This is a genomic window from Paraburkholderia sp. NPDC080076 (assembly GCF_050281145.1).
Classification (GTDB): Bacteria; Pseudomonadota; Gammaproteobacteria; order Burkholderiales; family Burkholderiaceae; genus Paraburkholderia.
Genome location: NZ_JBNNWQ010000004.1, coordinates 270,460 through 291,913 on the forward strand (window position 1 = coordinate 270,460; position 21,454 = coordinate 291,913).

Here is a 21,454-nt window from a genome sequence, read left to right on the forward strand (position 1 = left end):
GATGCTTACGCGCTCGCCACGCGCGCACTCGGTCCCTTGCTCAGTTTCATCCACGCGCTGTATACGATCGACGCCAACGCGAGCCCGACAAACCATGCATACGTATAGAGTGTATTGAAGATCGCCGGCACGTTCGGGAACGACGCCGGAAACGCGGTGTGCAAAAAGCCGGGCAGATTCGGCAGCACGCCGATCACGAGCGCGACCACCGCGCCGATATTCCAGCCGCCGGTATAGCTGTATTCGCCGTGCTCGTCGAAGAGTTCACGCGTGTCGAGACGCGTGCCGCGAATCAGGAAATAGTCGACCATCAGAATGCCCGCGACCGGACCAAGCAGCGCCGAGTAGCCGACCAGCCACGTAAAGATATAGCCCTGCGTGGTGGCGAGAATCTTCCACGGCATCATCACGATCGCGATGGTCGCGGTAATCATGCCGCCCACGCGATACGAAATGCCCTTCGGCCACAGGCTCGAAAAATCGTACGCCGGGCCGACGAGATTCGCCGCGAGATTGCAGCACATGGTGTCGAGCGTCAGGATGATCAGCGCGACGCCCACGCCGATGCCGGTCATGCGGCTCGTCAGGTCGATCGGATCCCAGATCGCCTTGCCGTAGATCACCACCGTCGCCGACGTGACGACCACCGAGATCACCGAGAGCAAGGCCATCGGCACCGGCAAGCCGACCGACTGGCCGATGATCTGATCGCGCTGCGTTCTGGCAAAGCGCGTGAAGTCGGGGATATTCAGTGCGAGCGTGGCCCAGAAGCCGACCATGGCCGTGAGGCCGGGCCAGAACGTGACCCAGAAGAGGCCTTCTTTCTTGCCGCCCGGCACGAATTGCGACGGCGCCGACAGCATCGAGCCCAGGCCGCCCGCTTTTGAAGTCGCCCACCACACGAGCGCAATGCACATCACGATCTTGATCGGCGCGGACCAGCTTTCGAGCCAGCGGATCGAATCGGTGCCATGCACGATGAAGTAGATCTGCAGTGCCCAGAACACCAGGAAACACGCGAGCTGAGCGAGCGAGATGTCGAGAAACGGTAAAGCCGCGCCGTGCAGCGCGTTGCCCGTGAGAATGTTGAGCAGCGTATAGATCGCGCTGCCGCCGAGCCACGTCTGAATCCCGTACCAGCCGCAGGCGACGATGGCGCGCAGCATCGCCGGCAATTTGGCGCCCTGCGTGCCGAACGACGAGCGCACCAGCACCGCGTACGGAATGCCGTGCTTCGCGCCCGCGTGGCCGATCAGCAGCATCGGCACCAGCACGATCAGGTTGCCGAGCAGCACGGTGATCACGGCTTGCCACGGTGACATGCCTTCTTCCGTCAAGCCGGCGGCGAGCATGTACGACGCGATATTCATCACCATGCCCACCCACAGCGCCGCGAAGTGATACCACTTCCAGGTGCGCTGCGCGACGCCGGTCGGCGCAAGATCGTCGTTGTAAAGACTGCTGCCCTGCACGCCGGCCGCGAACTGCGGGTCGGCGGGTTGCGCTGTCTGCTTCATCTAAAGATCTCCACTCGATCGTTGAGGCCCGCGCGGCTTCTGTCGGCGCGTCGGGACCTTTGGGGAATGACAGGTTCAGTGCTAGCGCTGCGTTCTTTCTAACCACATCGTATTTCAGGCCGCTTTTGCCGCGTGCGCATGCGCGTGCTCCGCGGTTTCGGCCGCGTCCGCCGCTGCGCCCTCCTGTGCGCCCACGCGCGCCGGGTTGTTCGGATGCGTGGTCCAGTTCGCGTACTCGCCGTTGTCCACGCGCTCCATCGTGATGCACTGTTCGACCGGACACACGTGCATGCACAGATTACAGCCGACACATTCGGAGTCCATCACTTCAAAATGACGGACGCCATCTTTTTCTTTCATGATCGCCTGGTGAGCCGTGTCCTCGCAGGCGATATGGCACAGGCCGCACTGAATGCACTTGTCCTGATCGATGCGCGCCTTGATGTCGTATTTGAGGTTCAGGTACTTCCAGTCGGTGACATTCGGGACGGCGCGGCCGCGAATGTCGTCGAGCGTCGCGTAGCCTTTTTCGTCCATCCAGTTGGAGAGGCCATCGGCGAGGTCGGAAACGATACGGAATCCGTAGTGCATCGCCGCCGTGCAGACCTGCACGCTGCCCGCGCCGAGCACCATGAATTCGGCGGCGTCGCGCCATGTGGAAATCCCGCCGATGCCAGAGATCGGCAGATTCGGCGTTTCCACGTCGCGCGCGATTTCCGCGACCATGTTCAGCGCGATCGGCTTCACAGCCGGTCCGCAGTAGCCGCCGTGCGTGCCTTTGCCATCGACCATCGGCAACGGCGACATCGCATCGAGATCGACCGCCACGATCGAGTTGATCGTGTTGATCAGTGACACGCCATCCGCGCCGCCCTTGTAGGCCGCGCGCGAACCGAGGCGAATGTCGCTGATATTCGGCGTCAGTTTGACGAGGCACGGCAGCTTGGTGCCTTCTTTCACCCAGCGCGTGACCATCTCGACATACTCGGGCACCTGGCCGACGGCCGCGCCCATGCCGCGCTCGCTCATGCCATGCGGGCAGCCGAAATTCAATTCGACCGCATCCGCGCCGGTGTCTTCGACGAGCGGCAGAATCCACTTCCAGTCGCGTTCGTTGCACGGCACCATCAGCGAGACGATCATCGCGCGGTCCGGCCAGTCGCGTTTGACTTGCGCAATTTCCTTCAGATTGACGTCGAGCGGACGGTCGGTGATCAGTTCGATGTTGTTCAGGCCCGCCATGCGCTGGCCGTTCCATTGCACCGCGCCGTAGCGCGAGCTGACGTTCACCACATGCGGGTCGAGGCCGAGCGTCTTCCACACCACGCCGCCCCAGCCCGCTTCGAAGGCGCGGTTCACGTTATAGGCTTTGTCGGTCGGCGGCGCGGAGGCGAGCCAGAAAGGATTCGGCGAAGTGATGCCGGCAATCGTACAGCGCAGATCGGCCATGTTCGGCTCCTTGGGGACTGCTGTTCTGTGTCTGGGGTGCTGCTTCGCTTGGTTTGGCTTGGGTCGCTCTAGGCGGCTTTCGCCGCCGTGCGGGCGAACTGCGCGTCGATCGCGGCAGCCGCGATCTTGCCGTCCTGCACCGCTTGCACCGTAAGGTCGATGCCGCCAGTGGCCGCGCAATCGCCGCCGGCCCATACACCCGCCAGCGAGGTCTGGCCATTCGCATCGACAGCGATACGGCTGTCGTCCAGCGTCAGCAATTCACGCTCGATGCCGACCGGCACCAGCGTTTGACCGATCGCCTTGAGCACCATGTCGGCTTCGACCATGAAGCGCTCCTCTCCACCTTCACGCGATGTGCGCGCGAATTCGACACCCGTGACCACGCCGCCGTCGCCGATCAAACGCATCGGCGTGGCATGCGTGACGAGCGTGACACCGTTGGTCTGCGCGAAGTCGCGCTCGGCCCAGGTGGCGCTCATTGCTTCGACGCCGCGCCGGTAAACCATCGTCACCGATGTCGCGCCGAGCTTGCGGCTTTGCACGGCCGCGTCGACCGCCGTATTGCCGCCGCCGATCACCACCACGCGCCGGCCCACCGGCACCGTGCCGAAGTCGCTCGCGCTGCGCACCTGTTCGATGAAGTCCACCGCGTTCATCACGCCGCCGAGATCCTCGCCTTCCATGGCAAGCGAGCGCACGCCCGTGAGGCCGATAGCGAGGAACACCGCATCGTGTTGCTTGCGCAGCGTGTCGAGGTCGACATCGCGACCAAGCGCGACGCCGTGTTTGATCTCAATGCCGCCGACGGAGCACAGCCACTCCACTTCACGCTGAGCAAAATCGTCGACGGTTTTATAGGCGGCGATGCCGTATTCATTCAGACCGCCGGCCTTTTCATGCGCGTCGTAGATCGTCACGTCATGGCCGGCCAGCGCGAGCCGGTGTGCACAGGCGAGTCCCGCCGGACCCGCGCCGACCACCGCGACGTGTCTTCCGGTTTCAGCCGCGCGCTTGAACAGCACTTCGCCGCGCGCCATCGCCCAATCGGTGGCATGACGTTGCAGCGCGCCGATCGCCACGGGCTTCGCGTCCTGATGGTTACGCACGCACGCGCCTTCGCAAAGAATCTCCGTTGGGCAGACGCGCGAGCACATGCCGCCCAACGGGTTGGCCGACAGAATATCCACGGCCGCGCCCTTCAGATTGCCGTTGCTGATCTTGCGGATGAAGCTCGGAATGTCGATCTGCGTCGGGCAGGCGTTCACGCACGGCGCGTCGTAACAGTAGTGGCAGCGGCTCGCCGCCGCGGCCGCGGCGCTTGCGTCGAGCAAGGGCGCGATGTCGGAGAACTCGCACGAAAGCTGCTCGGGCGATAGCCGCTGAGCGGCAATGTCGCCGGTTTGCTTGATGGCCATACTCGTTCCTTCTTCGATGTGAGGACGTAGCCGCTCCTGCCGGCCACGCTTAAAGCGGAGCCGGGACGGCATGTTTTATGGGCACTACGGTGAAGCGGGTAAAGCGAGCGCAACCGCCAAAGAGTTACGACAGCGTCATGAAACCGGCTCGCATGCACGCTCCAGCATGGCGTGCAGCAACACGTTGGCGCCGGCCTCGATCCATTCGAAAGTGGCGTCCTCGATCTCGTTGTGACTGATGCCGTCCACGCACGGCACGAACACCATCGAGGTCGGCGCGACTTGCGACAGATAGCAGGCATCGTGTCCCGCACCGGACACCATGTTGCGATGCGGATAACCGAAGCGTTCGGCCGCCGCGCGCACCGACTTCACGCAGGCTTCGTCGAATGCGACTGGCGCGTAGTAAAAGATCTGTTCGAGTTCGGTTTCAAGACCAATGCCGCTGGCGATGTCGGCCACGCCCTTGCGCAAGGCCGCATCCATTTTCGCGAGCACCGCATCGTCCGGATGACGGAAATCGACCGTGAAGAACACGCGGCCCGGAATCACGTTGCGCGAGTTCGGATAGACCTGCATCATGCCGACCGTCGCACAGCCAAATGGCGCATTGTCGAGACCGATGCGATTGACCAGATCGACCACGCGCGCGGCACCGAGCAAGGCATCGCGACGGCGCGGCATGGGTGTCGGACCCGCGTGCGCCTCCTGCCCGGTCAGCGTGATTTCGTACCAGCGCTGACCTTGCGCGTCGGTCACGACGCCAATGGTTTTCTGTTCGGCTTCGAGAATGGGCCCCTGTTCGATATGCAACTCGAACGCCGCGTGCAGCGGCCGTCCGCCGCACGGAATATCGCCCGCATAGCCGATGCGCTTGAGTTCCTCGCCGATGGTTTTGCCGTCCACGTCCTTGCGCGACAGGCCATAGTCGAGCGTGAACACGCCGGCGAACACGCCCGACGCCACCATGGCGGGCGCAAAGCGCGAGCCTTCCTCGTTGGTCCAGATCACCACTTCAACCGGATGCTCCGTCTCGATGCCGTGATCGTTCAGGCTCCGGATCACTTCGAGACCGCCCAGCACGCCGTAGATGCCGTCGAAGCGGCCGCCGGTCGGCTGCGAGTCGGCGTGCGAACCGGTCATGACCGGCAACGCATCGGGATTGCGCCCGGCGCGGCGCATGAACACGTTGCCCATCTGGTCGACACTGACCGTGCAGCCGGCTTCCTTCGCCCAACTGACGATCAGGTCGCGTCCTTGCTTGTCGAGGTCGGTGAGCGCCAGGCGGCAGACGCCGCCTTTGGGCGTCGCGCCGATCTTCGCCATCGTCATCAGGCTGTCCCACAGCCGCTTGCCGTCGACCTTGATCGACGTGGTGGGTTCAGCGTGCTTCAGCGCTTCGGATACCGCGTTCATTCGTCTCGCTCCTTTCGGTGAACCGACTTGAAACTGGTGCATTGGTGGCGGGTTTTGGGGCGTGCTCGCACGGGGGCAGTGCACATTCGACACCTTCGATCGCCTCTTATACAGAGGGCAAACCCTGAGGCATCTGCCGCTCTTCCAATCCTGTCCAGTTGGACAGGTTGTAGACGATTAAGCTCGCCAAATCAACACCTTTCGTGCGGTGAGAAACATAGCGAGAAGTGTGCCATTGCACCGCAGCATGGCTTCGGCGCGTGCGACGAATGCGCGTGTGGGCAGCGCGCCAAACGACTAGAATGAAGCGCGACGCGGCACCCATGCCGCCGAAGGCGAACATGAGAGACGACGACGTGGCGGCCGACATCACGGAAAACGAGGAAACACGCGCACCTTTGCGGCGGCGCAAGGCGCACATTCGCGAGTCGAATGAAGCCCATCTTCTGGCGTGCGCCGAGGCGGTTTTCGCCGAGCGCGGACTCGACGGCACCAGCACCGCGATGATCGCGGAGCGTGCGGGCTTACCGAAAGCCAACGTGCATTACTACTTCCCGACAAAGCTCGCGCTCTACCGGCGTGTGCTGGAAGACCTGTTCGAAGACTGGCATCGCGCGGCGGACACATTCGAGTGCAGCGACGATCCGGTCGAAGCGATTGGTGGGTACGTGCGCGCGAAAATGGAATTGTCGCGCCGCCGTCCGCTTGGTTCGAAGGTGTGGGCAAGCGAGATCATTCACGGCGCGGAACACATGGAGGACATACTCACCGAACGCGTGAAGCCGTGGCTCGACAGCCGCGTGAAAGTGATCGACGACTGGATCGCGCGTGGGTTGCTCGCGCCGGTGAATGCGCAAACGTTGATGTATATGATCTGGGCGACGACGCAGCACTATGCCGACTTTGATGCGCAGATTCGCGCGCTTAAAGGCAAGCGTGCATTGACGCAAAAGGCGTTCGATGCGACGACGGAGGAAGTGGTGCAGTTGGTGATTCGGGCGTGCGGGGCGGTGTCGCCCGCACAGCATGAGGATGGCGCCGACCCGGCGAGATAGAAGTAACTCAAAGAGCCCCGCTGTCCATAATGAACAGCGGGGCCTTGAAGGCACGGCACCTTAATACGTCTCCAGGTGCAACCTCCCCTCCTTCTTCAACTTGATCCACAGCGCTTCCCAGTCCAGCTGATGCTGCTCACCGATCTCCTTGAGCGCCTGCAACACACCATCTTCCATGCCCTTCAACCCGCACACGTAGATATGCGTGTTGTCGTCCTTGAGCATGTGCGCCACATCGACCGCGCGCTCACGCATGGCGTCCTGAACATAGCGCTTCGGTTGACCCGGCGTACGCGAGAACGCCAGATTGGTATCGATGAAGTCTTTCGGCAGATTCGTGAGGGGCCCGAAGTACGGCAACTCTTCTTTGGTCCGCGCGCCGAAGAAAAGCATCAGCTTGCCGGTCGCGCCCTTCAAACGGCGCCGGCGGCGATACTCGGTCATCGCGCGCATCGGCGCTGAACCCGTGCCGGTGCAGATCATCAGCAAATGCGAGTTCGGATGGTTCGGCATCAGGAAGGTGCCGCCGAACGGGCCGATCACGTTGACCACGTCCCCCTTCTTCAGATCGCACAGGTAATTCGAACACACGCCATCGGTCGAGTCGCCGTGCTGCTGCGAGACGCGTTTGACAGTGAGCGAGACGTTGTTATAACCGGGCCGCTCGCCATCGCGCGGACTCGCAATCGAATACTGGCGCGCGTGATGCGTACGGCCATCGGCGGTCGCGCCGGGCGGCAGAATGCCGATTGACTGGCCTTCCAGCACCGGAAACGGCATCGACCCGAAATCGAGCACGATGTGATGAATGTCGCTATCGGTCGAGCCATCGGTGAGCCGGTAGTTGCCGACCACCGTCGCGCTGGTCGGCTCCTTGTGCGTATAGAGGTTCACATACGGCTTTGCGGCCGACCACGGCGGCACGACCGAGCCGCGCACGGTATCCACTTCGATGCCGCTCGCCTCAGCCGGCGAATCACCCGATGCGCCCGCGCCCGACGATTCGTCCGCGGCGGGCACGGCCATCGTGTTCTGTTCCGGCAGGACGTCCCACGTGAACTGCTCTTCGATCGGATACGCATCGGCCTTCAATACCGTGCGCCAGTTGTCGATCGCGCCGGTCGGACACGGCGGCACGCATGCCATGCAGCCGTTGCAGATATCCGCCTTGACCACATAGTTGTTGTCGTCGTGCGTGATCGCATCGACCGGGCAAGTCTCTTCGCACGTATTGCAGCGAATGCAGATTTCCGGATCGATCAGATGCTGCCGGAGAACTTCGATCGATACTGGGCCGTTCATGACTTCCTCCACCTTGAGACGCGGCGCCAGCGTGCCACGCGCCGCTCGCGCACTCAGTTGAAGCGCACGTATTCGAAATCGACCGGCTGACGGTTCACGCCCATCGCAGGCGGCGCAATCCAGTTGGCGAATTTGCCCGCGTCCGTAACGCGGCCCATCAACGACGCGACGTAAGCGCGATCTTCCGGTGTGGCGAGCCATTTCGCTTCGTTGGCGGCCCATTCGGTTTCGCTGACCACGCGGCCGTCGGGCGACACACGCGTGCCGGCGAACGTGCCGATTTGCCGATTGAACGCTTTATGCGGCACCGTCATGCGGAAATCGATACCGGCCTTTTCGAGCACCTTGTTCCAGCGGCCCACGCCCGCCACCGAATCCTTGATGTAGTCGTCGCGCAGCACTTCGTTCATGGCGTTGAGCATGGGCACTTCGCGCTCGACCAGCTTGCCGTCCTGCACGTCGAGCAGCTTGTAGCTTTGCCCGTTCAACTGATGATCGTCGTCGCGCTTGTTTTCTTCGTAGCGGCCCTTGAGGCCCGAGCTATAGAACGTGGCCGCGTTGGACGAATGATCCGCGCCGAACAGATCGATCGTGACCGAGTAATGAAAGTTCAGATAGCGCTGAATGGTCGGCAGATCGATCACGCCGGCCGCGCGGATCTTCGCGACGTCGTCCGTGCCGAGTTCGTTCATCACCTGGGCCGTACGCTGGATCACACGAGACACACCCGATTCGCCGACGAACATATGATGCGCTTCTTCGGTCAGCATGAATTTGGTGGTGCGCGCGAGCGGATCGAATCCCGACTCCGCAAGTGCCGACAACTGGAATTTGCCGTCGCGATCGGTGAAGTACGTGAACATGAAAAACGCGAGCCAGTCCGGCGTTTTCTCGTTGAATGCGCCGAGAATGCGGGGATTGTCGTCGTCGCCTGAACGGCGGCCGAGCAATGCTTCGGCTTCCTCACGTCCGTCGCGGCCGAAGTAGCGATGCAGCAGATACACCATCGCCCACAGATGGCGGCCTTCTTCCACGTTGACCTGGAACAGGTTGCGCAAGTCGTACATGGAGGGCGCTGTCAAACCGAGGTGGCGTTGCTGCTCGACCGACGCCGGTTCGGTGTCGCCCTGCGTCACGATGATGCGGCGCAGATTCGCGCGATGCTCGCCCGGCACGTCCTGCCAGGCCGCTTCACCCTTGTGTTCGCCGAAGTGAATCTTGCGGTCCTGCTCGCCGGGCGTGAGGAAAATGCCCCAGCGGTAGTCCGGCATCTTCACGTGATCGAAATGCGCCCAGCCGCCCGCATCGACGCTCACCGCGGTGCGCAGATACACGTCGTAGCCATGCGAGCCTTCCGGGCCCATATCGCCCCACCACGCGAGGAAATTCGGCTGCCATTGTTCGAGCGCGCGCTGTAGCGCCCGGTCGTCGGCGAGGTTGACGTTGTTCGGAATCTTTTCGCTGTAGTTGATCGATGACATGGTCGGTTCCTGGTTCAGAAACTGCAGTGACGGTGAGAGGCGCGTGCCGGGCTGATGGCGGCCCGTTTCGCGCTCGTTGCGTTGATGGCGATCGGTCGCCCATCAAGCGCGCATCAAATGCGTATCAAACACGCGAGACGTCGAATTGCGCCTTGCTGCCCTTGCCGTACACCTTGAGCGCGCCCTTCTCGCCCACCGCGTTCGGCCGGTTGAAGATCCAGTTCTGCCACGCGGTGAGACGGCCGAAAATGCGCGTCTCCATCGTTTCCGGCCCGTTGAAGCGCAGATTCGCTTCGAGTCCGGTCAATGCGTCCGGCGACATCGCGGCGCGTTCTTCGAGCGCGATGCGAATTTCGTCGGCCCAATCGATGTCATCGGGCGATGCGGTCACGAGGCCGAGGCGTTCGGCTTCGACCGGCTTGATCGGCTGACCGATCAGGGAGCGCACGGCGTCGAGCGGCCCGGTTTCTTCATAGAAACGCCGGCCGAGACGCGACTGATGGGTGACCATCGGATAGAGGCCGAAGTTGACTTCCGACAGCGTGATAGCCGGCTCTTCCTCTTCATTCCCCGGCAGCGCCGCCATGTAAGTGCGATCAGCGGCGAACGCGAGTTCCGCGAAGGTGCCGGCAAAGCACGAACCCGGCTCGATCAGCGCGAACAGCGAACGCGACGAAACGTCGATGCGCGCCAGCGTGCGGCGCAACAGGCCGATGGTCTCGCGCACGAACCAGTGGTCCTTGTGCTGCATGAGCGAGGCGTCAGCGGCGAGCAGATTGCGGGCATCGCCTTCGGTCCTGAAGACCCACGTGCCGACCGCGAGCTCGTTGGTGCGCATGCAAAGGATGGCGTCGTCGAGTTCGCGGGCGAATTGCAGCGGCCACCAGTTCACGCCGGCCGCGACGATGGCATCGATACTCGAGGGCGTTTCGGATTGCGGTGCCTTGGCCGTGAACGTCGCAATGCGCTTCGCGCGGTCGATCGTCACGTCGAGCGTTTTATAAGTGAGGCCGTCTTCACGATCCGTGCGTTCGATACGCGTGAGCATAACGCCCTGTGCGTCCGAGGGACGATCGCTCTGTTCGGCGAGTTCGAGCGCGCGCGCCTGGATCGCCTGATCGAACTGGTTCGGCTTCACGACTTCATCCACCAGGCGCCATGCTTTCGCGCGTTCGCCGCGTACGCCTTCGACCACCGTGCAGAAAATGTCGGCGCGATCGTGACGCACCTTGCGTTTGTCCGTGACGCGCGTCAGGCCGCCGGTGCCGGGCAGCACGCCGAGCAGCGGCACTTCCGGCAGCGAGACCGACGACGAGCGGTCATCCACCAGATAGATCTCGTCGCATGCCAGAGCGAGTTCGTAGCCGCCGCCGGCGCAGGCACCGTTCACTGCCGCGAGAAACTTCAAACCTGAATAGCGCGACGAGTCTTCCAGGCCGTTGCGCGTTTCGTTGGTGAACTTGCAGAAGTTGACCTTCCACGCATGCGTGGAGAGACCCAACATGAAAATGTTGGCGCCCGAGCAGAACACGCGGTCCTTCAGGCTCGTCAGCACCACGGTTTTCACTTCCGGATGCTCGAAGCGGATGCGTTGTATTGCGTCGTGCAATTCGATGTCGACGCCGAGGTCATACGAATTCAGCTTCAGCTTGTAGCCGTCACGGATGCCGCCGTCCTCGGCGATATCAATGCCGAGCGTCGCAACGGGACCATTCAAGCTCAGCTTCCAATGCTTGTACTGCGAGGGATCGGTGCGGTAGTCCACCGGCGCGACGGCGGTTTCTGCTGTAGACATGGGGCCTCTCCTGGCTGGACGATGCAAATACTGTTTTTGAACAATAGTGCATCGTCAAATCCATGTAAAGCACTTTAGTGCATGTTTACGCGTAAACCCTGACGCCGAATTGCATGTCAGCTCACGCCCGCCTCGTCCGGCGATTCCGCGGCGAGCCTTGCAGCAAGGCGGTCGCGCAGCTGCAGGTAGGCGTCGGCCAAGGTTTTTTCGCTGGTGTCGAAGGTCATGTCAGCGCGGCCATACAGCTCGCCGCGTCCCGCCAGGATGCGCTTCAGGTCGTCCATTGCCTCCTTGTTGCCCGACATCGGCCGCAGATCGCCCTGCGCGACGACGCGGCGCATATGCTCTTCCGGCGCGGCCTGCAGCCACACCGTATAGCAGTGCGACAGCAACGTATTGAAGGTGCCCGACTCCGACACCAGTCCGCCCGGCGACGCGATCACCGCGCGCTCGTGCTCCTGAATCACAGCCTCGAGCGCGCGATGTTCATAACGCCGGTAAGCGGCCGCGCCGTAAAGCGAATGAATCTCCGACGGCGGGCAGCCGGCCAGTTGTTCGATCACGCGCGTGAGTTCGACAAACGGCACCTTGCGCTCCTGCGCCAGCATCCGCCCGAGCGTCGATTTACCGGCGCCGCGCAGGCCGATCAACGCAATCCGGTCCTTGCGATGCGGGTCGCGCGGCGCCTGCGCGAACATCTCGGCGAGCGCCACGCGGGCGCGCTGCAAGGCTGCCTGATCGCGCCCCTGCAGCAGTTCGCGGATCAGCAGCCATTCGGCGGAAGCGGTGGTTTCGTCGCCGATCACCTCGGCCAGCGAACAGTTCAGAGTAGCCGCGATCTGCCGCAGCACCAGCACTGACGCATTGCCCACGCCAGATTCCAGATTCGCCAGATGCCGCTCCGACAAGCCCGTTTCCGTTGCCAGTGTTTTGCGCGTCATGCCGCGGCGCGCGCGCAGGAGCCGCACGCGTTCGCCCATCGCCGTCAGAAAGGGATCGCGCTCCGCCGCCCGTTCGGTGCGGCCTGTGGCGTCGTCGGCGGAATCGTCCAGCGGTGCAGGAGAGTAATTTTGGTTCATGTTTTGCTGCCTCCTAACTGCGATACATGTACTATAGTGCTTGACAGGCACCGAGTGAACGGTTAATTTTCGCCAAATATTGATCCAATAACAAACGCTGTCGAGATTTTTCGGCAGCGTCACAGAGATGGCGCGACGGCTCGCATGCATTAACGTGCGTGCGGCGGTCGAATGCGCCGATCTGGAGGCTCGCATGTCCCCACATGAATTCCAGCGCCTGATCGCGGGCGTCACAGAGCAACTCGACGGCCGACCGCTCGACGGCAGACTGGCCGGCTGGCTGAACGACGCCTATCCCGCGGACAGCGCCACGTTCCGCGAACTTGCCGAGGCGTGCCGAACCGGTGTCGCCGAAGGCTGGCTGTGCAATCGCGAAGGCGGTGGCATTCGCTACGGCCGCATCTTCAAGGCGCTGCCCGAGACCCACGGCTTTTCCGTCGACGTCGTCGATATGAAGGATATTGCGGGTCCGCATCATGTTCACCCGAACGGCGAGATCGATCTGATCATGCCGCTCACCGAAGGCGCGACCTTCGACGGCCACCCGGCCGGCTGGTGCGTGTACGGGCCCGGCACCGCGCATCGTCCGACGGTGGCGAACGGCGAAGCATTGGTGCTGTACCTCCTGCCGCAAGGCGCAATCGAATTCACTCCCGCCTGAGCGCTGCCATGACCGAACTCTTGAAGAACCATGTGGCCGGCCAGTGGATCGCCGGCGGCGGCGCCGGCGTCACGCTCACCGATCCGGTGACGGGCGAGGCGCTCGTGCGTGTATCGAGCGAAGGCCTCGATCTCACCCGCGCGTTCGGCTTTGCACGCGATAACGGCGGCGCCGCATTGCGCGCTTTGACCTACGCGCAACGCGCCGCCAGCCTCGCCGATATCGTCAAGCTGCTGCAAGCGAAGCGCGACGACTACTACGCGATCGCCACCGCGAACTCGGGCACCACGCGCGCCGATTCGGCGGTCGATATCGACGGCGGCATTTTCACGCTGTCGTATTACGCAAAACTCGGCGCGTCGCTCGGCGAAGTGCATGCGCTGCGCGACGGCAACAGCGTCTCGCTGAGCAAGGATCAATCGTTCAGCGTGCAGCACGTGCTCACGCCGACCCGCGGCGTCGCGCTCTTTATCAACGCGTTCAATTTTCCGTCGTGGGGCTTGTGGGAAAAAGCGGCGCCGGCCTTGCTCTCCGGCGTGCCCGTCATCGTCAAGCCCGCCACGGCAACGGCGTGGCTCACCCAGCGCATGGTCGCCGATGTGATCGACGCCGGCATTCTGCCGCCCGGCGCGCTCTCGGTGATTTGCGGCAGCTCGGCGGGCCTGCTCGATCAGATTCAACCCTTCGACGTGGTGTCGTTCACGGGCTCGGCTGAAACCGCCGCCACGTTGCGCGCGCACCCCGCATTCGTGCAGCGCGGCGCGCGCCTGAACGTCGAAGCCGACAGCCTGAACAGCGCGATTCTGTGCGCCGACGCCACGCCCGACACGCCCGCCTTCGAACTGTTCATCAAGGAACTGGTACGGGAAATGACCGTGAAATCCGGGCAGAAATGCACGGCGATCCGTCGCGCGTTCGTCCCCGAGGCTGCACTTGAAGCGGTGCTCGAAGCGCTCAAGGCGAAGCTCGCGAAGATCACCGTCGGCGATCCGCGCAACGAGGCGGTGCGCATGGGCTCGCTCGTGAGCCGCGAGCAATACGAGAACGTGCTGGCCGGCATCGCGGCGCTGCGCGAAGAAGCGGTGCTCGCCTACGACGGCTCCGCAGTACCGCTCATCGATGCGGACGCGAATATCGCGGCTTGCATCGCGCCGCATCTGTTCGTCGTCAACGATCCGGATAGCGCGACGCTGCTGCACGGTGTCGAGGTGTTCGGACCGGTGGCGAGCGTGGCGCCCTATCGCGTCACCGCTGATGCAAACGCCTTGCCCGAAGCGCACGCGGTCGCTCTCGCGCGACGCGGCCAGGGATCGCTCGTCGCCTCGATCTATTCGAACGACGACGCGCATCTCGGCCGCCTTGCGCTGGAACTCGCGGATTCGCACGGCCGCGTGCATGCCATTTCGCCCTCGGTCCAGCAGAGTCAGACCGGTCACGGCAACGTGATGCCGATGTCCCTGCACGGCGGCCCCGGCCGCGCGGGCGGCGGCGAAGAACTGGGCGGTTTGCGCGCGCTGGGTTTCTATCACCGGCGCTCGGCCATCCAGGCGGCGAGCGCGGCACTCGACGCGCTGACGCAAGCGACTCATTTGCCCGCGGCCTGACCGCGCACGCGTTCAGCGATAAGGACCGAGCCCACCCATTAGCCTGCAAGCATCGAGCGGATCACGAGCACAGAACAGCCGGACCGCGCCCACCCGATGGAGGAGACACATGGAAGCCCTGTTGGACAAGACGGCGAATCAGCCCGCCGCGACGGTCGAAGCGCCGCCCGCGCTATTCAATTTCGCGGCCTACCTGTTTCGGCTGAACGAAACGCGCGCCGCCAAAACCGCCTATATCGACGACACCGGCAGCGCCACCTACGGTGAACTCGAGGGTCGCGCGCGGCGCTTCGCGAGCGCACTGCGCACGCTCGGCGTGCATCCCGAAGAGCGCGTGTTACTCGTGATGCTCGATACCGTTGCGCTGCCGGTTGCCTTCCTCGGCGCGCTCTACGCGGGCGTCGTGCCGGTGGTCGCGAACACGCTGCTCACACCCGCCGACTATGTGTACATGCTCACACACAGCCATGCGCGCGCCGTGATCGCCTCGGGTGCGCTGTTGCAGAACGTGACGCAGGCGTTGGAGTCCGCCGAACATGACGGTTGTCAGTTGATCGTCTCGCAGCCGTGTGAAGGCGAGCCGCTCCTCGCGCCCTTGCTCGAAGAACTGATCGACGCCGCTGCGCCTGCCACCAAGGCCGCCGCAACCGGTTGTGACGACATCGCCTTCTGGCTGTATTCGTCCGGCTCGACCGGCAAACCGAAGGGCACCGTCCACACGCATGCGAACCTGTACTGGACCGCCGAGCTGTATGCGAAGCCGATTCTCGGCATCACCGAGAGCGACGTGGTGTTCTCCGCGGCCAAGCTGTTCTTCGCGTACGGTCTCGGCAACGGATTGACGTTCCCGCTGTCGGTCGGCGCCACGGCGATCCTGATGGCGGAACGCCCCACCGCCGACGCGATTTTCACGCGTCTCGTCAAGCATCGCCCGACAGTGTTTTATGGCGTGCCCACGCTTTACGCGAACATGCTGGTGTCGCCCAACCTGCCCGCGCGCGCCGATGTCGCGATACGCATTTGCGCCTCGGCGGGTGAAGCGCTGCCGCGTGAAATCGGCGAGCGCTTTACCGCGCACTTCGGCTGTGAGATTCTCGACGGCATCGGCTCGACAGAAATGCTGCACATCTTCCTGTCCAATCGTGCGGGCGCGGTCGAATACGGCACGACGGGCCGTCCGGTGCCGGGATACGAAGTCGAGTTGCGCGACGATGCCGGTAACGCCGTGGCCGATGGCGAAGTCGGCGACCTGTATATCAAGGGGCCGAGCGCGGCCGTGATGTACTGGAACAACCGCGAGAAGACGCGCGCCACCTTTCTCGGCGAGTGGATTCGCAGCGGCGACAAGTACTGCCGGCTGGCGAACGGCTGCTATGTCTACGCGGGCCGCAGCGACGACATGCTCAAAGTGAGCGGCCAGTATGTTTCTCCTGTCGAAGTGGAAATGGTGCTGGTGCAGCACGACGCGGTGCTCGAAGCGGCGGTGGTCGGTGTCGATCATGGCGGTCTCGTGAAGACTCGCGCGTTCGTGGTGTTAAAGCGTGAATTCGCGGCGTCTGAGATACTCGCGGATGAGTTAAAGGCCTTCGTGAAGGACCGGCTCGCGCCGCATAAATATCCGCGCGACATCGTGTTCGTCGACGATCTGCCGAAGACGGCCACCGGAAAAATTCAACGCTTCAAACTGCGCGAGCAGTCATAAGGTGATTTATGCAGAACCCCGCCATTGGCAACGTTGCAGCAACGACCGCTAGCAATTTCGCTGACTTGCCCGCTACCGCGTCGCATGGACCGTTGCGCATCGAGTATCGCTGGGTGAATGAAGCGGCGGGCAACGCGCCGATCGCCGTCTTCCTGCATGAAGGCCTCGGGTCGATCGCGATGTGGCGCGACTGGCCGCAAGCGCTGTGCGAGCGGCTCGGCATGCGCGGGCTTGTTTATTCGCGGCCCGGTTACGGGCTTTCCACACCGCGCCCGCATGAGGTGAAGTGGCCCGTCGATTTCATGACGGCGCAGGCGCGCGATATCCTGCCCGCGTTGCTCGACGCACTCGATATCGATATGCGCGAACGCCGGCGCATGTGGGTCATCGGCCATAGCGACGGCGGTTCGATCACGCTGTTGTACGCGACGCTCCATCCCGACGAGTTGGCTGGCGCGGTGGCGATTGCGCCGCATGTCTTCGTCGAAGATATTTCGGTGGAGAGCATCGCGCAGACCAAACAACTCTACGAAACCACCGACCTGCGCAGCAAGCTCAGCCGCTATCACGCGGACGTCGATTCCGCGTTCTATGGCTGGAACGACATCTGGTTGAATCCGGCTTTCAGGCAGTGGTCCATTGCCCGGGAACTGACGTCTATCCGCAAGCCCTTGCTCGCGGTCCAAGGCCATGACGACAACTACGGCACGATGGCGCAGATCGACACGATCGCCGCACACGTGCCGCATGCGCAACTGGTCAAACTCGACGCTTGCGGCCACTCGCCGCATCGCGATGCGCCAAGGCCGTTGAACGAAGCCATTGCGGCATTCGTTCTGACGCAGCGCTAAGCCACCTTCCCGACGTCGAACAGCGCATATCTATTGGCTGGCCTAGATGTAATCGCCCGCCGCCCAATTCTCAACAAATACCCAAATTTCCACATCTTCACAAAAGTTACACAGGTAAGCGACTATTCTTGCGCATCGCTGACCTGGGCACATGGATGCCCTGGCGCAACTTCCCCGTGCCGGAGACATTGCCATGTCTGTTGTGTCGCAGCCGTCTATTGCCTTCCATCGCAAACGTTTGGCGGGCGCACTGGCCGCCGTGTCGCTCTGCATGCTGCTCGGCGCTTGCGGCAACGACGACGACAAATCCCCGGACACACGCGCCCTTAGTTCGACCGAGAGTTCCGCCGGCGACAGCAGCGCCGCCACGGTTCTGTCGGCGAATCCATCTTCCGCTTCACCCGCGCCCCCAGCACTGACGATTCAAACCCCTGCACTACCCGCATCAAGCGCCGATCCGGCATTGTCCGCCGCCGCGTCGACGCCGCTCGCCACACCTGTGATCCACACCGTCGACTGAGTTTTGCGTGGCACGCGACGCGCGGGCGAGGCTCGCGCGCCACGTGTCTCGTTCCTCCACCGAAGATCAAAAGCCAATACCATGACCTCAAAAAATCGCCGTGATTTTCTGCGCTCCGCCGCGCATGCAGCCGGTTCCGCCACCGCGTTGAGCATGCTGCCGCTGGGCATTCGCAACGCGCTCGCCATTCCTGCCAACAACAAGACCGGCACGATCCGCGACGTCGAGCACATCGTCGTGCTGATGCAGGAAAACCGCTCGTTCGACCATTACTTCGGCACACTCAAGGGCGTGCGCGGTTTCGGCGATACGCGCGCGATCAATCTGCCGAACGGCAAGCCCGTGTGGTATCAGCCGCTCGCGGCGGACGTCGGCTACGTGCTGCCGTTCCGCCCCACCGCGCCCAATCTGGGTCTGCAATTCCTGCAGGATCTCGCGCACGACTGGACCAGCACGCATGCGGCATGGAACGGCGGCCGCTACGATCAATGGGTGCCCGCCAAGAGCGCCACGACAATGGCCTATTTCACGCGCGAGGACATTCCGTTTCACTATCAGCTCGCCGACGCGTTCACGATCTGCGACGCGTACCACTGCTCGCTGATGGGACCGACGGACCCGAACCGCTACTACATGTGGAGCGGCTGGGTGGGCAACGACGGCAGCGGCGGCGGTCCGGTGATCGACAACTCCGAGCTCGGCTACGGCTGGTCCACGTATCCCGAAGTGCTGCAAAACGCGGGCATCTCGTGGAAGATCTATCAGGACATCGGCACCGGTCTCGACGCGAACGGCGCGTGGGGCTGGACGCAGAACCCGTACATCGGCAACTTCGGCGACAACTCGCTGCTCTACTTCAATCAGTACCGCAACGCGCAGCCCGGCAATCCGCTTTACGACAACGCACGCACCGGCACGAACGCCGCGAAGGGCGACGGCTATTTCGATATCCTCAAGCGCGACGTGCAGAATAATGCTTTGCCGCAAGTGTCGTGGATCGTCGCGCCCGAAGCCTATTCCGAGCACCCGAACTGGCCGACGAATTACGGCGCGTGGTACATCGACCAGGTCTTGCAGATTCTCACGTCGAATCCCGAGGTATGGAGCAAGACGGTGTTGCTGATCAATTACGACGAGAACGACGGCTTCTTCGACCACGTGTCGCCGCCGTTCGCACCGTCGTCGAATGCGAACGGTTTGTCCACCGTCGACACCAGCAACGAAATCTATCCCGGCGATGCGAAGATTCCCGCCGCCCCGTACGGACTCGGACCGCGCGTGCCGATGCTCGTGGTGTCGCCTTGGTCGAAAGGCGGCTACGTGTGCTCGGAACTGTTCGACCACACGTCGGTGATCCGTTTCATCGAAAAGCGTTTCGGTCATGAGCGCAATCTTGGCGAATCCAACATCACACCGTGGCGCCGCGCGGTATGCGGCGACCTGCTGTCGGCCTTCAACTTCAGCAATCCGAACGACGCCTTCCCGACGCTGCCGGGCACGAGCGGCTACATGCCGCCCGATCAGAACCGCCATCCGGATTATGTGCCGCTGCCACCGGCCATCCAGGCGGTGCCGAAACAGGAACCCGGCGTGCGCCCCGCTCGCGCGGTGCCGTACGAGTTGTTCGTGCGCGTGCACGGCGAAGGCGCGACGAACCAGCTCACGATGCGTTTCGTCAATACGGGCCGCGCCGGCGCGGTGTTTCTCGTCTACGCCGCTCACGGTCTCGACGCGCCGCGCACGTATACGGTCGAAGCCGGCAAGCGTCTGCAAGATCAGCTTCCGTTGAACGCCGACGGCAGCTATGACTTCACCGTGTACGGCCCGAATGGCTTTCTGCGCCGCTTTGCGGGCAAGCCGGTCTCGCGCAGCTGGTGGAACGGCTCCGACATCGCGCGGCCTGAAGTCGAGGAAGGTTATGACGTCGCGAACGGCAATCTGCAATTGCGCCTGGAGAACGTGGGCAGCGCGCCTTCCCAGTTCAAGATCATCAACGCGTACGGCCCGACCAACGTGATCAGGCGTACGGTGCGCGGCGGCGATACCGACCAGCTCTACCTCGATCTGCGCAACGCCCACGGTTGGTACGACCTGGCCATTACGGTCAATACTGATCCGCTGTTCGCGCGGCGCTTTGCCGGACACGTCGAGACCGGCAAGAGCAGCATGAGCGATCCGGCGCTGGGTAGTTAAGCCTTAGCCGACAGCTTCGGTGAAATACAACGGCCGCTGCGATGTAGAACGCAGCGGCCGTTTTTTTGCTCCATCCTTGGCACTTGCGCCTGGCAACGTCACGCGGCGACGGCGGCCGATAAGGACGCGCGCTCGCGTGCCTTCTCGCGAATCGCGTGCACGATGAACTCCGCATCGCGCGCGACGCCGGAGAAACGCCCCGAGCCCCACGTATGCAGCCACGGCAAGCCGACGAAATACAAGCCGTCGATCGGCGTGATGCCGCGCGTATGCGCTGGATAACCGCGACCGTTGAACACCGGGGCGTCGAGCCAGCTGAAGTCCGGCGTAAAGCCGATACACCAGATGATCGCGGCAATCCCGCTCGCTTCCACATCGAGCCTAGTGCGCTCTTGCGCCGGACGCCAGACCGGTTCGTACGCGCCACCCTGCGGCGCGTCGATACCGTGCTTCTCGATGAAGCCGTCGATGCTCACGTTGATCCGGTTATACGTATCGTCCGCCGCATCGAGATTGGCCGCGAGCGTGGGCGAGAAATGGAATTGCCCGTCGCGCAGATCGTCGAGGCGGCCGTACAACTCCATGCCTTCGGCGGCGAACTTGCGCAGATCGATATCGCGGCCACCGTCGCGGCCCGTCACGTAATGATTGGTGTTGTCGCGCACGCCTTCGCGCAACGGATGCTTTTCGACCGGCATGTCGTAGTACTGCATGTCGGCGAGCCAGTCGACCACGTCGCGGCCTCGATAGAAACGCGCGCAACGCGGCGCCTCGCCGACTGCGAGTACGACCTTGCGGCCGGCCAGATGCAAATCTTCTGCGATCTGCGCGCCGGACTGCCCCGTGCCGACCACCATCACCGCGCCATCAGGCAGAGCCTGCGGATTGCGATACGCCGACGACTGCAGTTGTACGATCCGCGCGGGCAAGCGCTCGGCAAGGCGCGGCACGATCGGCGTGTGATAACCGCCCGAGGCCACCACCACCTGATCTGCGGTGAAATCGCCCTGCGTCGTGATGATCGAATAGACGCCGTCGTCGCGCTGCTTGACGCGCTTGACTTCACTGCGCTCCATCAGCGGCGCATCGACGTGTTCAATGAAACCGTCGAGATACGCAACGATCTCATCCTTTTTCATGAAGCCGTGTGGATCGTCGCCACGATACGGATAACCGGGCAGCGCGCATTGCCAGTTTGGCGTCACCAGGCAGAACGCGTCCCAACGCTGCTCACGCCACGTGTGCGTCACGGTGTTCTTCTCCACGACCAGATGGTCGATGCCGGCCTGCTTGAGGTAATAGCTGACCGACAGACCCGCCTGCCCGCCGCCGATGACGAGCACGCTGTAATGGCCCTCGGCGCGCGCGCGATGTGCTGGATTCGACATGATGCGTCCTCTGAAAGAATAAG

General features: G+C 63.1%; 16 protein-coding genes. 7 read left to right on the plus strand and 9 right to left on the minus strand.

Translation table 11 applies throughout. The features are described 5' to 3' along the window. Positions 1–5 precede the first annotated feature (5 nt). The 4 genes from ACQKRQ_RS18245 to ACQKRQ_RS18260 form a co-directional block, all read right to left on the minus strand. A complete protein-coding gene (locus tag ACQKRQ_RS18245; RefSeq protein ID WP_408433598.1) occupies positions 6–1,517 on the minus strand; it encodes an NCS1 family nucleobase:cation symporter-1 in 1,512 nt (503 codons plus the stop codon). A gap of 114 nt (positions 1,518–1,631) precedes the next feature. Then, positions 1,632–2,966, minus strand: coding sequence for an NAD-dependent dihydropyrimidine dehydrogenase subunit PreA (preA, locus tag ACQKRQ_RS18250; RefSeq protein WP_132373745.1), 1,335 nt, complete (start codon positions 2,964–2,966; stop codon positions 1,632–1,634). A gap of 68 nt (positions 2,967–3,034) precedes the next feature. Further along, positions 3,035–4,384 (minus strand): NAD(P)-dependent oxidoreductase, encoded by a 1,350-nt coding sequence (locus ACQKRQ_RS18255; protein ID WP_132373744.1) that lies wholly within the window; start codon positions 4,382–4,384, stop codon positions 3,035–3,037. Positions 4,385–4,519: 135 nt separating this feature from the next. Beyond that, the gene (locus ACQKRQ_RS18260) at positions 4,520–5,800 is read right to left on the minus strand and encodes a Zn-dependent hydrolase (protein WP_427478600.1); all 1,281 of its coding nucleotides are present in this window, start codon (positions 5,798–5,800) and stop codon (positions 4,520–4,522) included. A 302-nt stretch (positions 5,801–6,102) separates the two neighbouring features. Here ACQKRQ_RS18260 and ACQKRQ_RS18265 point away from each other — a divergent pair, with 302 nt between their 5' ends. Then, a complete protein-coding gene (locus ACQKRQ_RS18265) occupies positions 6,103–6,855 on the plus strand; it encodes a TetR/AcrR family transcriptional regulator (RefSeq protein ID WP_408180093.1) in 753 nt (250 codons plus the stop codon). Positions 6,856–6,915: 60 nt separating this feature from the next. Here the strand turns inward: ACQKRQ_RS18265 and boxA are convergent, their stop codons facing one another. The 4 genes from boxA to ACQKRQ_RS18285 form a co-directional block, all read right to left on the minus strand. After that, complete coding sequence (gene boxA / locus ACQKRQ_RS18270) at positions 6,916–8,157, minus strand: benzoyl-CoA 2,3-epoxidase subunit BoxA (protein ID WP_427478602.1); 1,242 nt, start codon at positions 8,155–8,157, stop codon at positions 6,916–6,918. A gap of 53 nt (positions 8,158–8,210) precedes the next feature. Next, positions 8,211–9,638 carry a benzoyl-CoA 2,3-epoxidase subunit BoxB gene (gene boxB / locus ACQKRQ_RS18275; protein ID WP_408180091.1) on the minus strand — a complete coding sequence of 476 codons (1,428 nt, stop codon included), beginning with the start codon at positions 9,636–9,638 and terminating at the stop codon, positions 8,211–8,213. A 124-nt stretch (positions 9,639–9,762) separates the two neighbouring features. Then, positions 9,763–11,433 (minus strand): 2,3-epoxybenzoyl-CoA dihydrolase, encoded by a 1,671-nt coding sequence (gene boxC, locus ACQKRQ_RS18280; RefSeq protein WP_427478605.1) that lies wholly within the window; start codon positions 11,431–11,433, stop codon positions 9,763–9,765. A gap of 116 nt (positions 11,434–11,549) precedes the next feature. Next, a complete protein-coding gene (locus ACQKRQ_RS18285; protein ID WP_132373738.1) occupies positions 11,550–12,512 on the minus strand; it encodes a helix-turn-helix transcriptional regulator in 963 nt (320 codons plus the stop codon). 193 nt (positions 12,513–12,705) lie between these two features. On the opposite strand from ACQKRQ_RS18285, the gene ACQKRQ_RS18290 reads away from it, so the two are divergent. The 6 genes from ACQKRQ_RS18290 to ACQKRQ_RS18315 all read left to right on the plus strand — a co-directional run bounded on the left by ACQKRQ_RS18290 (position 12,706) and on the right by ACQKRQ_RS18315 (position 20,043). Beyond that, a complete protein-coding gene (locus ACQKRQ_RS18290; protein WP_427478607.1) occupies positions 12,706–13,173 on the plus strand; it encodes a DUF4863 family protein in 468 nt (155 codons plus the stop codon). Positions 13,174–13,181: 8 nt separating this feature from the next. Next, positions 13,182–14,777: a 3,4-dehydroadipyl-CoA semialdehyde dehydrogenase gene (locus ACQKRQ_RS18295; RefSeq protein WP_427478609.1), complete on the plus strand. Its 1,596-nt coding sequence runs from the start codon at positions 13,182–13,184 to the stop codon at positions 14,775–14,777. 109 nt (positions 14,778–14,886) lie between these two features. Beyond that, the gene (locus ACQKRQ_RS18300) at positions 14,887–16,479 is read left to right on the plus strand and encodes a benzoate-CoA ligase family protein (RefSeq protein ID WP_427478611.1); all 1,593 of its coding nucleotides are present in this window, start codon (positions 14,887–14,889) and stop codon (positions 16,477–16,479) included. An 8-nt stretch (positions 16,480–16,487) separates the two neighbouring features. Then, on the plus strand, positions 16,488–17,330 hold the full coding sequence (locus tag ACQKRQ_RS18305; protein ID WP_427478613.1) for an alpha/beta fold hydrolase: 843 nt from the start codon (positions 16,488–16,490) through the stop codon (positions 17,328–17,330). Between the two features lie 193 nt (positions 17,331–17,523). Further along, on the plus strand, positions 17,524–17,850 hold the full coding sequence (locus tag ACQKRQ_RS18310) for a hypothetical protein (protein ID WP_408180124.1): 327 nt from the start codon (positions 17,524–17,526) through the stop codon (positions 17,848–17,850). A gap of 81 nt (positions 17,851–17,931) precedes the next feature. Further along, complete coding sequence (locus ACQKRQ_RS18315) at positions 17,932–20,043, plus strand: phosphocholine-specific phospholipase C (RefSeq protein ID WP_427478615.1); 2,112 nt, start codon at positions 17,932–17,934, stop codon at positions 20,041–20,043. A gap of 98 nt (positions 20,044–20,141) precedes the next feature. On the opposite strand, the gene ACQKRQ_RS18320 is transcribed toward ACQKRQ_RS18315, so the two are convergent. Next, positions 20,142–21,431 carry an MSMEG_0569 family flavin-dependent oxidoreductase gene (locus tag ACQKRQ_RS18320; RefSeq protein ID WP_427478617.1) on the minus strand — a complete coding sequence of 430 codons (1,290 nt, stop codon included), beginning with the start codon at positions 21,429–21,431 and terminating at the stop codon, positions 20,142–20,144. Positions 21,432–21,454 lie beyond the last annotated feature (23 nt).

What these genes read in the sequence shown, in the direction of transcription:
- ACQKRQ_RS18245 (WP_408433598.1), bottom strand. Translation starts at nt 1,517, where the DNA reads ATGAAGCAGACAGCGCAACCCGCCGACCCGCAGTTCGCGGCCGGCGTG.
- preA (WP_132373745.1), bottom strand. Translation starts at nt 2,966, where the DNA reads ATGGCCGATCTGCGCTGTACGATTGCCGGCATCACTTCGCCGAATCCT.
- ACQKRQ_RS18255 (WP_132373744.1), bottom strand. Translation starts at nt 4,384, where the DNA reads ATGGCCATCAAGCAAACCGGCGACATTGCCGCTCAGCGGCTATCGCCC.
- ACQKRQ_RS18260 (WP_427478600.1), bottom strand. Translation starts at nt 5,800, where the DNA reads ATGAACGCGGTATCCGAAGCGCTGAAGCACGCTGAACCCACCACGTCG.
- ACQKRQ_RS18265 (WP_408180093.1), top strand. Translation starts at nt 6,103, where the DNA reads ATGAAGCGCGACGCGGCACCCATGCCGCCGAAGGCGAACATGAGAGAC.
- boxA (WP_427478602.1), bottom strand. Translation starts at nt 8,157, where the DNA reads ATGAACGGCCCAGTATCGATCGAAGTTCTCCGGCAGCATCTGATCGAT.
- boxB (WP_408180091.1), bottom strand. Translation starts at nt 9,638, where the DNA reads ATGTCATCGATCAACTACAGCGAAAAGATTCCGAACAACGTCAACCTC.
- boxC (WP_427478605.1), bottom strand. Translation starts at nt 11,433, where the DNA reads ATGTCTACAGCAGAAACCGCCGTCGCGCCGGTGGACTACCGCACCGAT.
- ACQKRQ_RS18285 (WP_132373738.1), bottom strand. Translation starts at nt 12,512, where the DNA reads ATGAACCAAAATTACTCTCCTGCACCGCTGGACGATTCCGCCGACGAC.
- ACQKRQ_RS18290 (WP_427478607.1), top strand. Translation starts at nt 12,706, where the DNA reads ATGTCCCCACATGAATTCCAGCGCCTGATCGCGGGCGTCACAGAGCAA.
- ACQKRQ_RS18295 (WP_427478609.1), top strand. Translation starts at nt 13,182, where the DNA reads ATGACCGAACTCTTGAAGAACCATGTGGCCGGCCAGTGGATCGCCGGC.
- ACQKRQ_RS18300 (WP_427478611.1), top strand. Translation starts at nt 14,887, where the DNA reads ATGGAAGCCCTGTTGGACAAGACGGCGAATCAGCCCGCCGCGACGGTC.
- ACQKRQ_RS18305 (WP_427478613.1), top strand. Translation starts at nt 16,488, where the DNA reads ATGCAGAACCCCGCCATTGGCAACGTTGCAGCAACGACCGCTAGCAAT.
- ACQKRQ_RS18310 (WP_408180124.1), top strand. Translation starts at nt 17,524, where the DNA reads ATGTCTGTTGTGTCGCAGCCGTCTATTGCCTTCCATCGCAAACGTTTG.
- ACQKRQ_RS18315 (WP_427478615.1), top strand. Translation starts at nt 17,932, where the DNA reads ATGACCTCAAAAAATCGCCGTGATTTTCTGCGCTCCGCCGCGCATGCA.
- ACQKRQ_RS18320 (WP_427478617.1), bottom strand. Translation starts at nt 21,431, where the DNA reads ATGTCGAATCCAGCACATCGCGCGCGCGCCGAGGGCCATTACAGCGTG.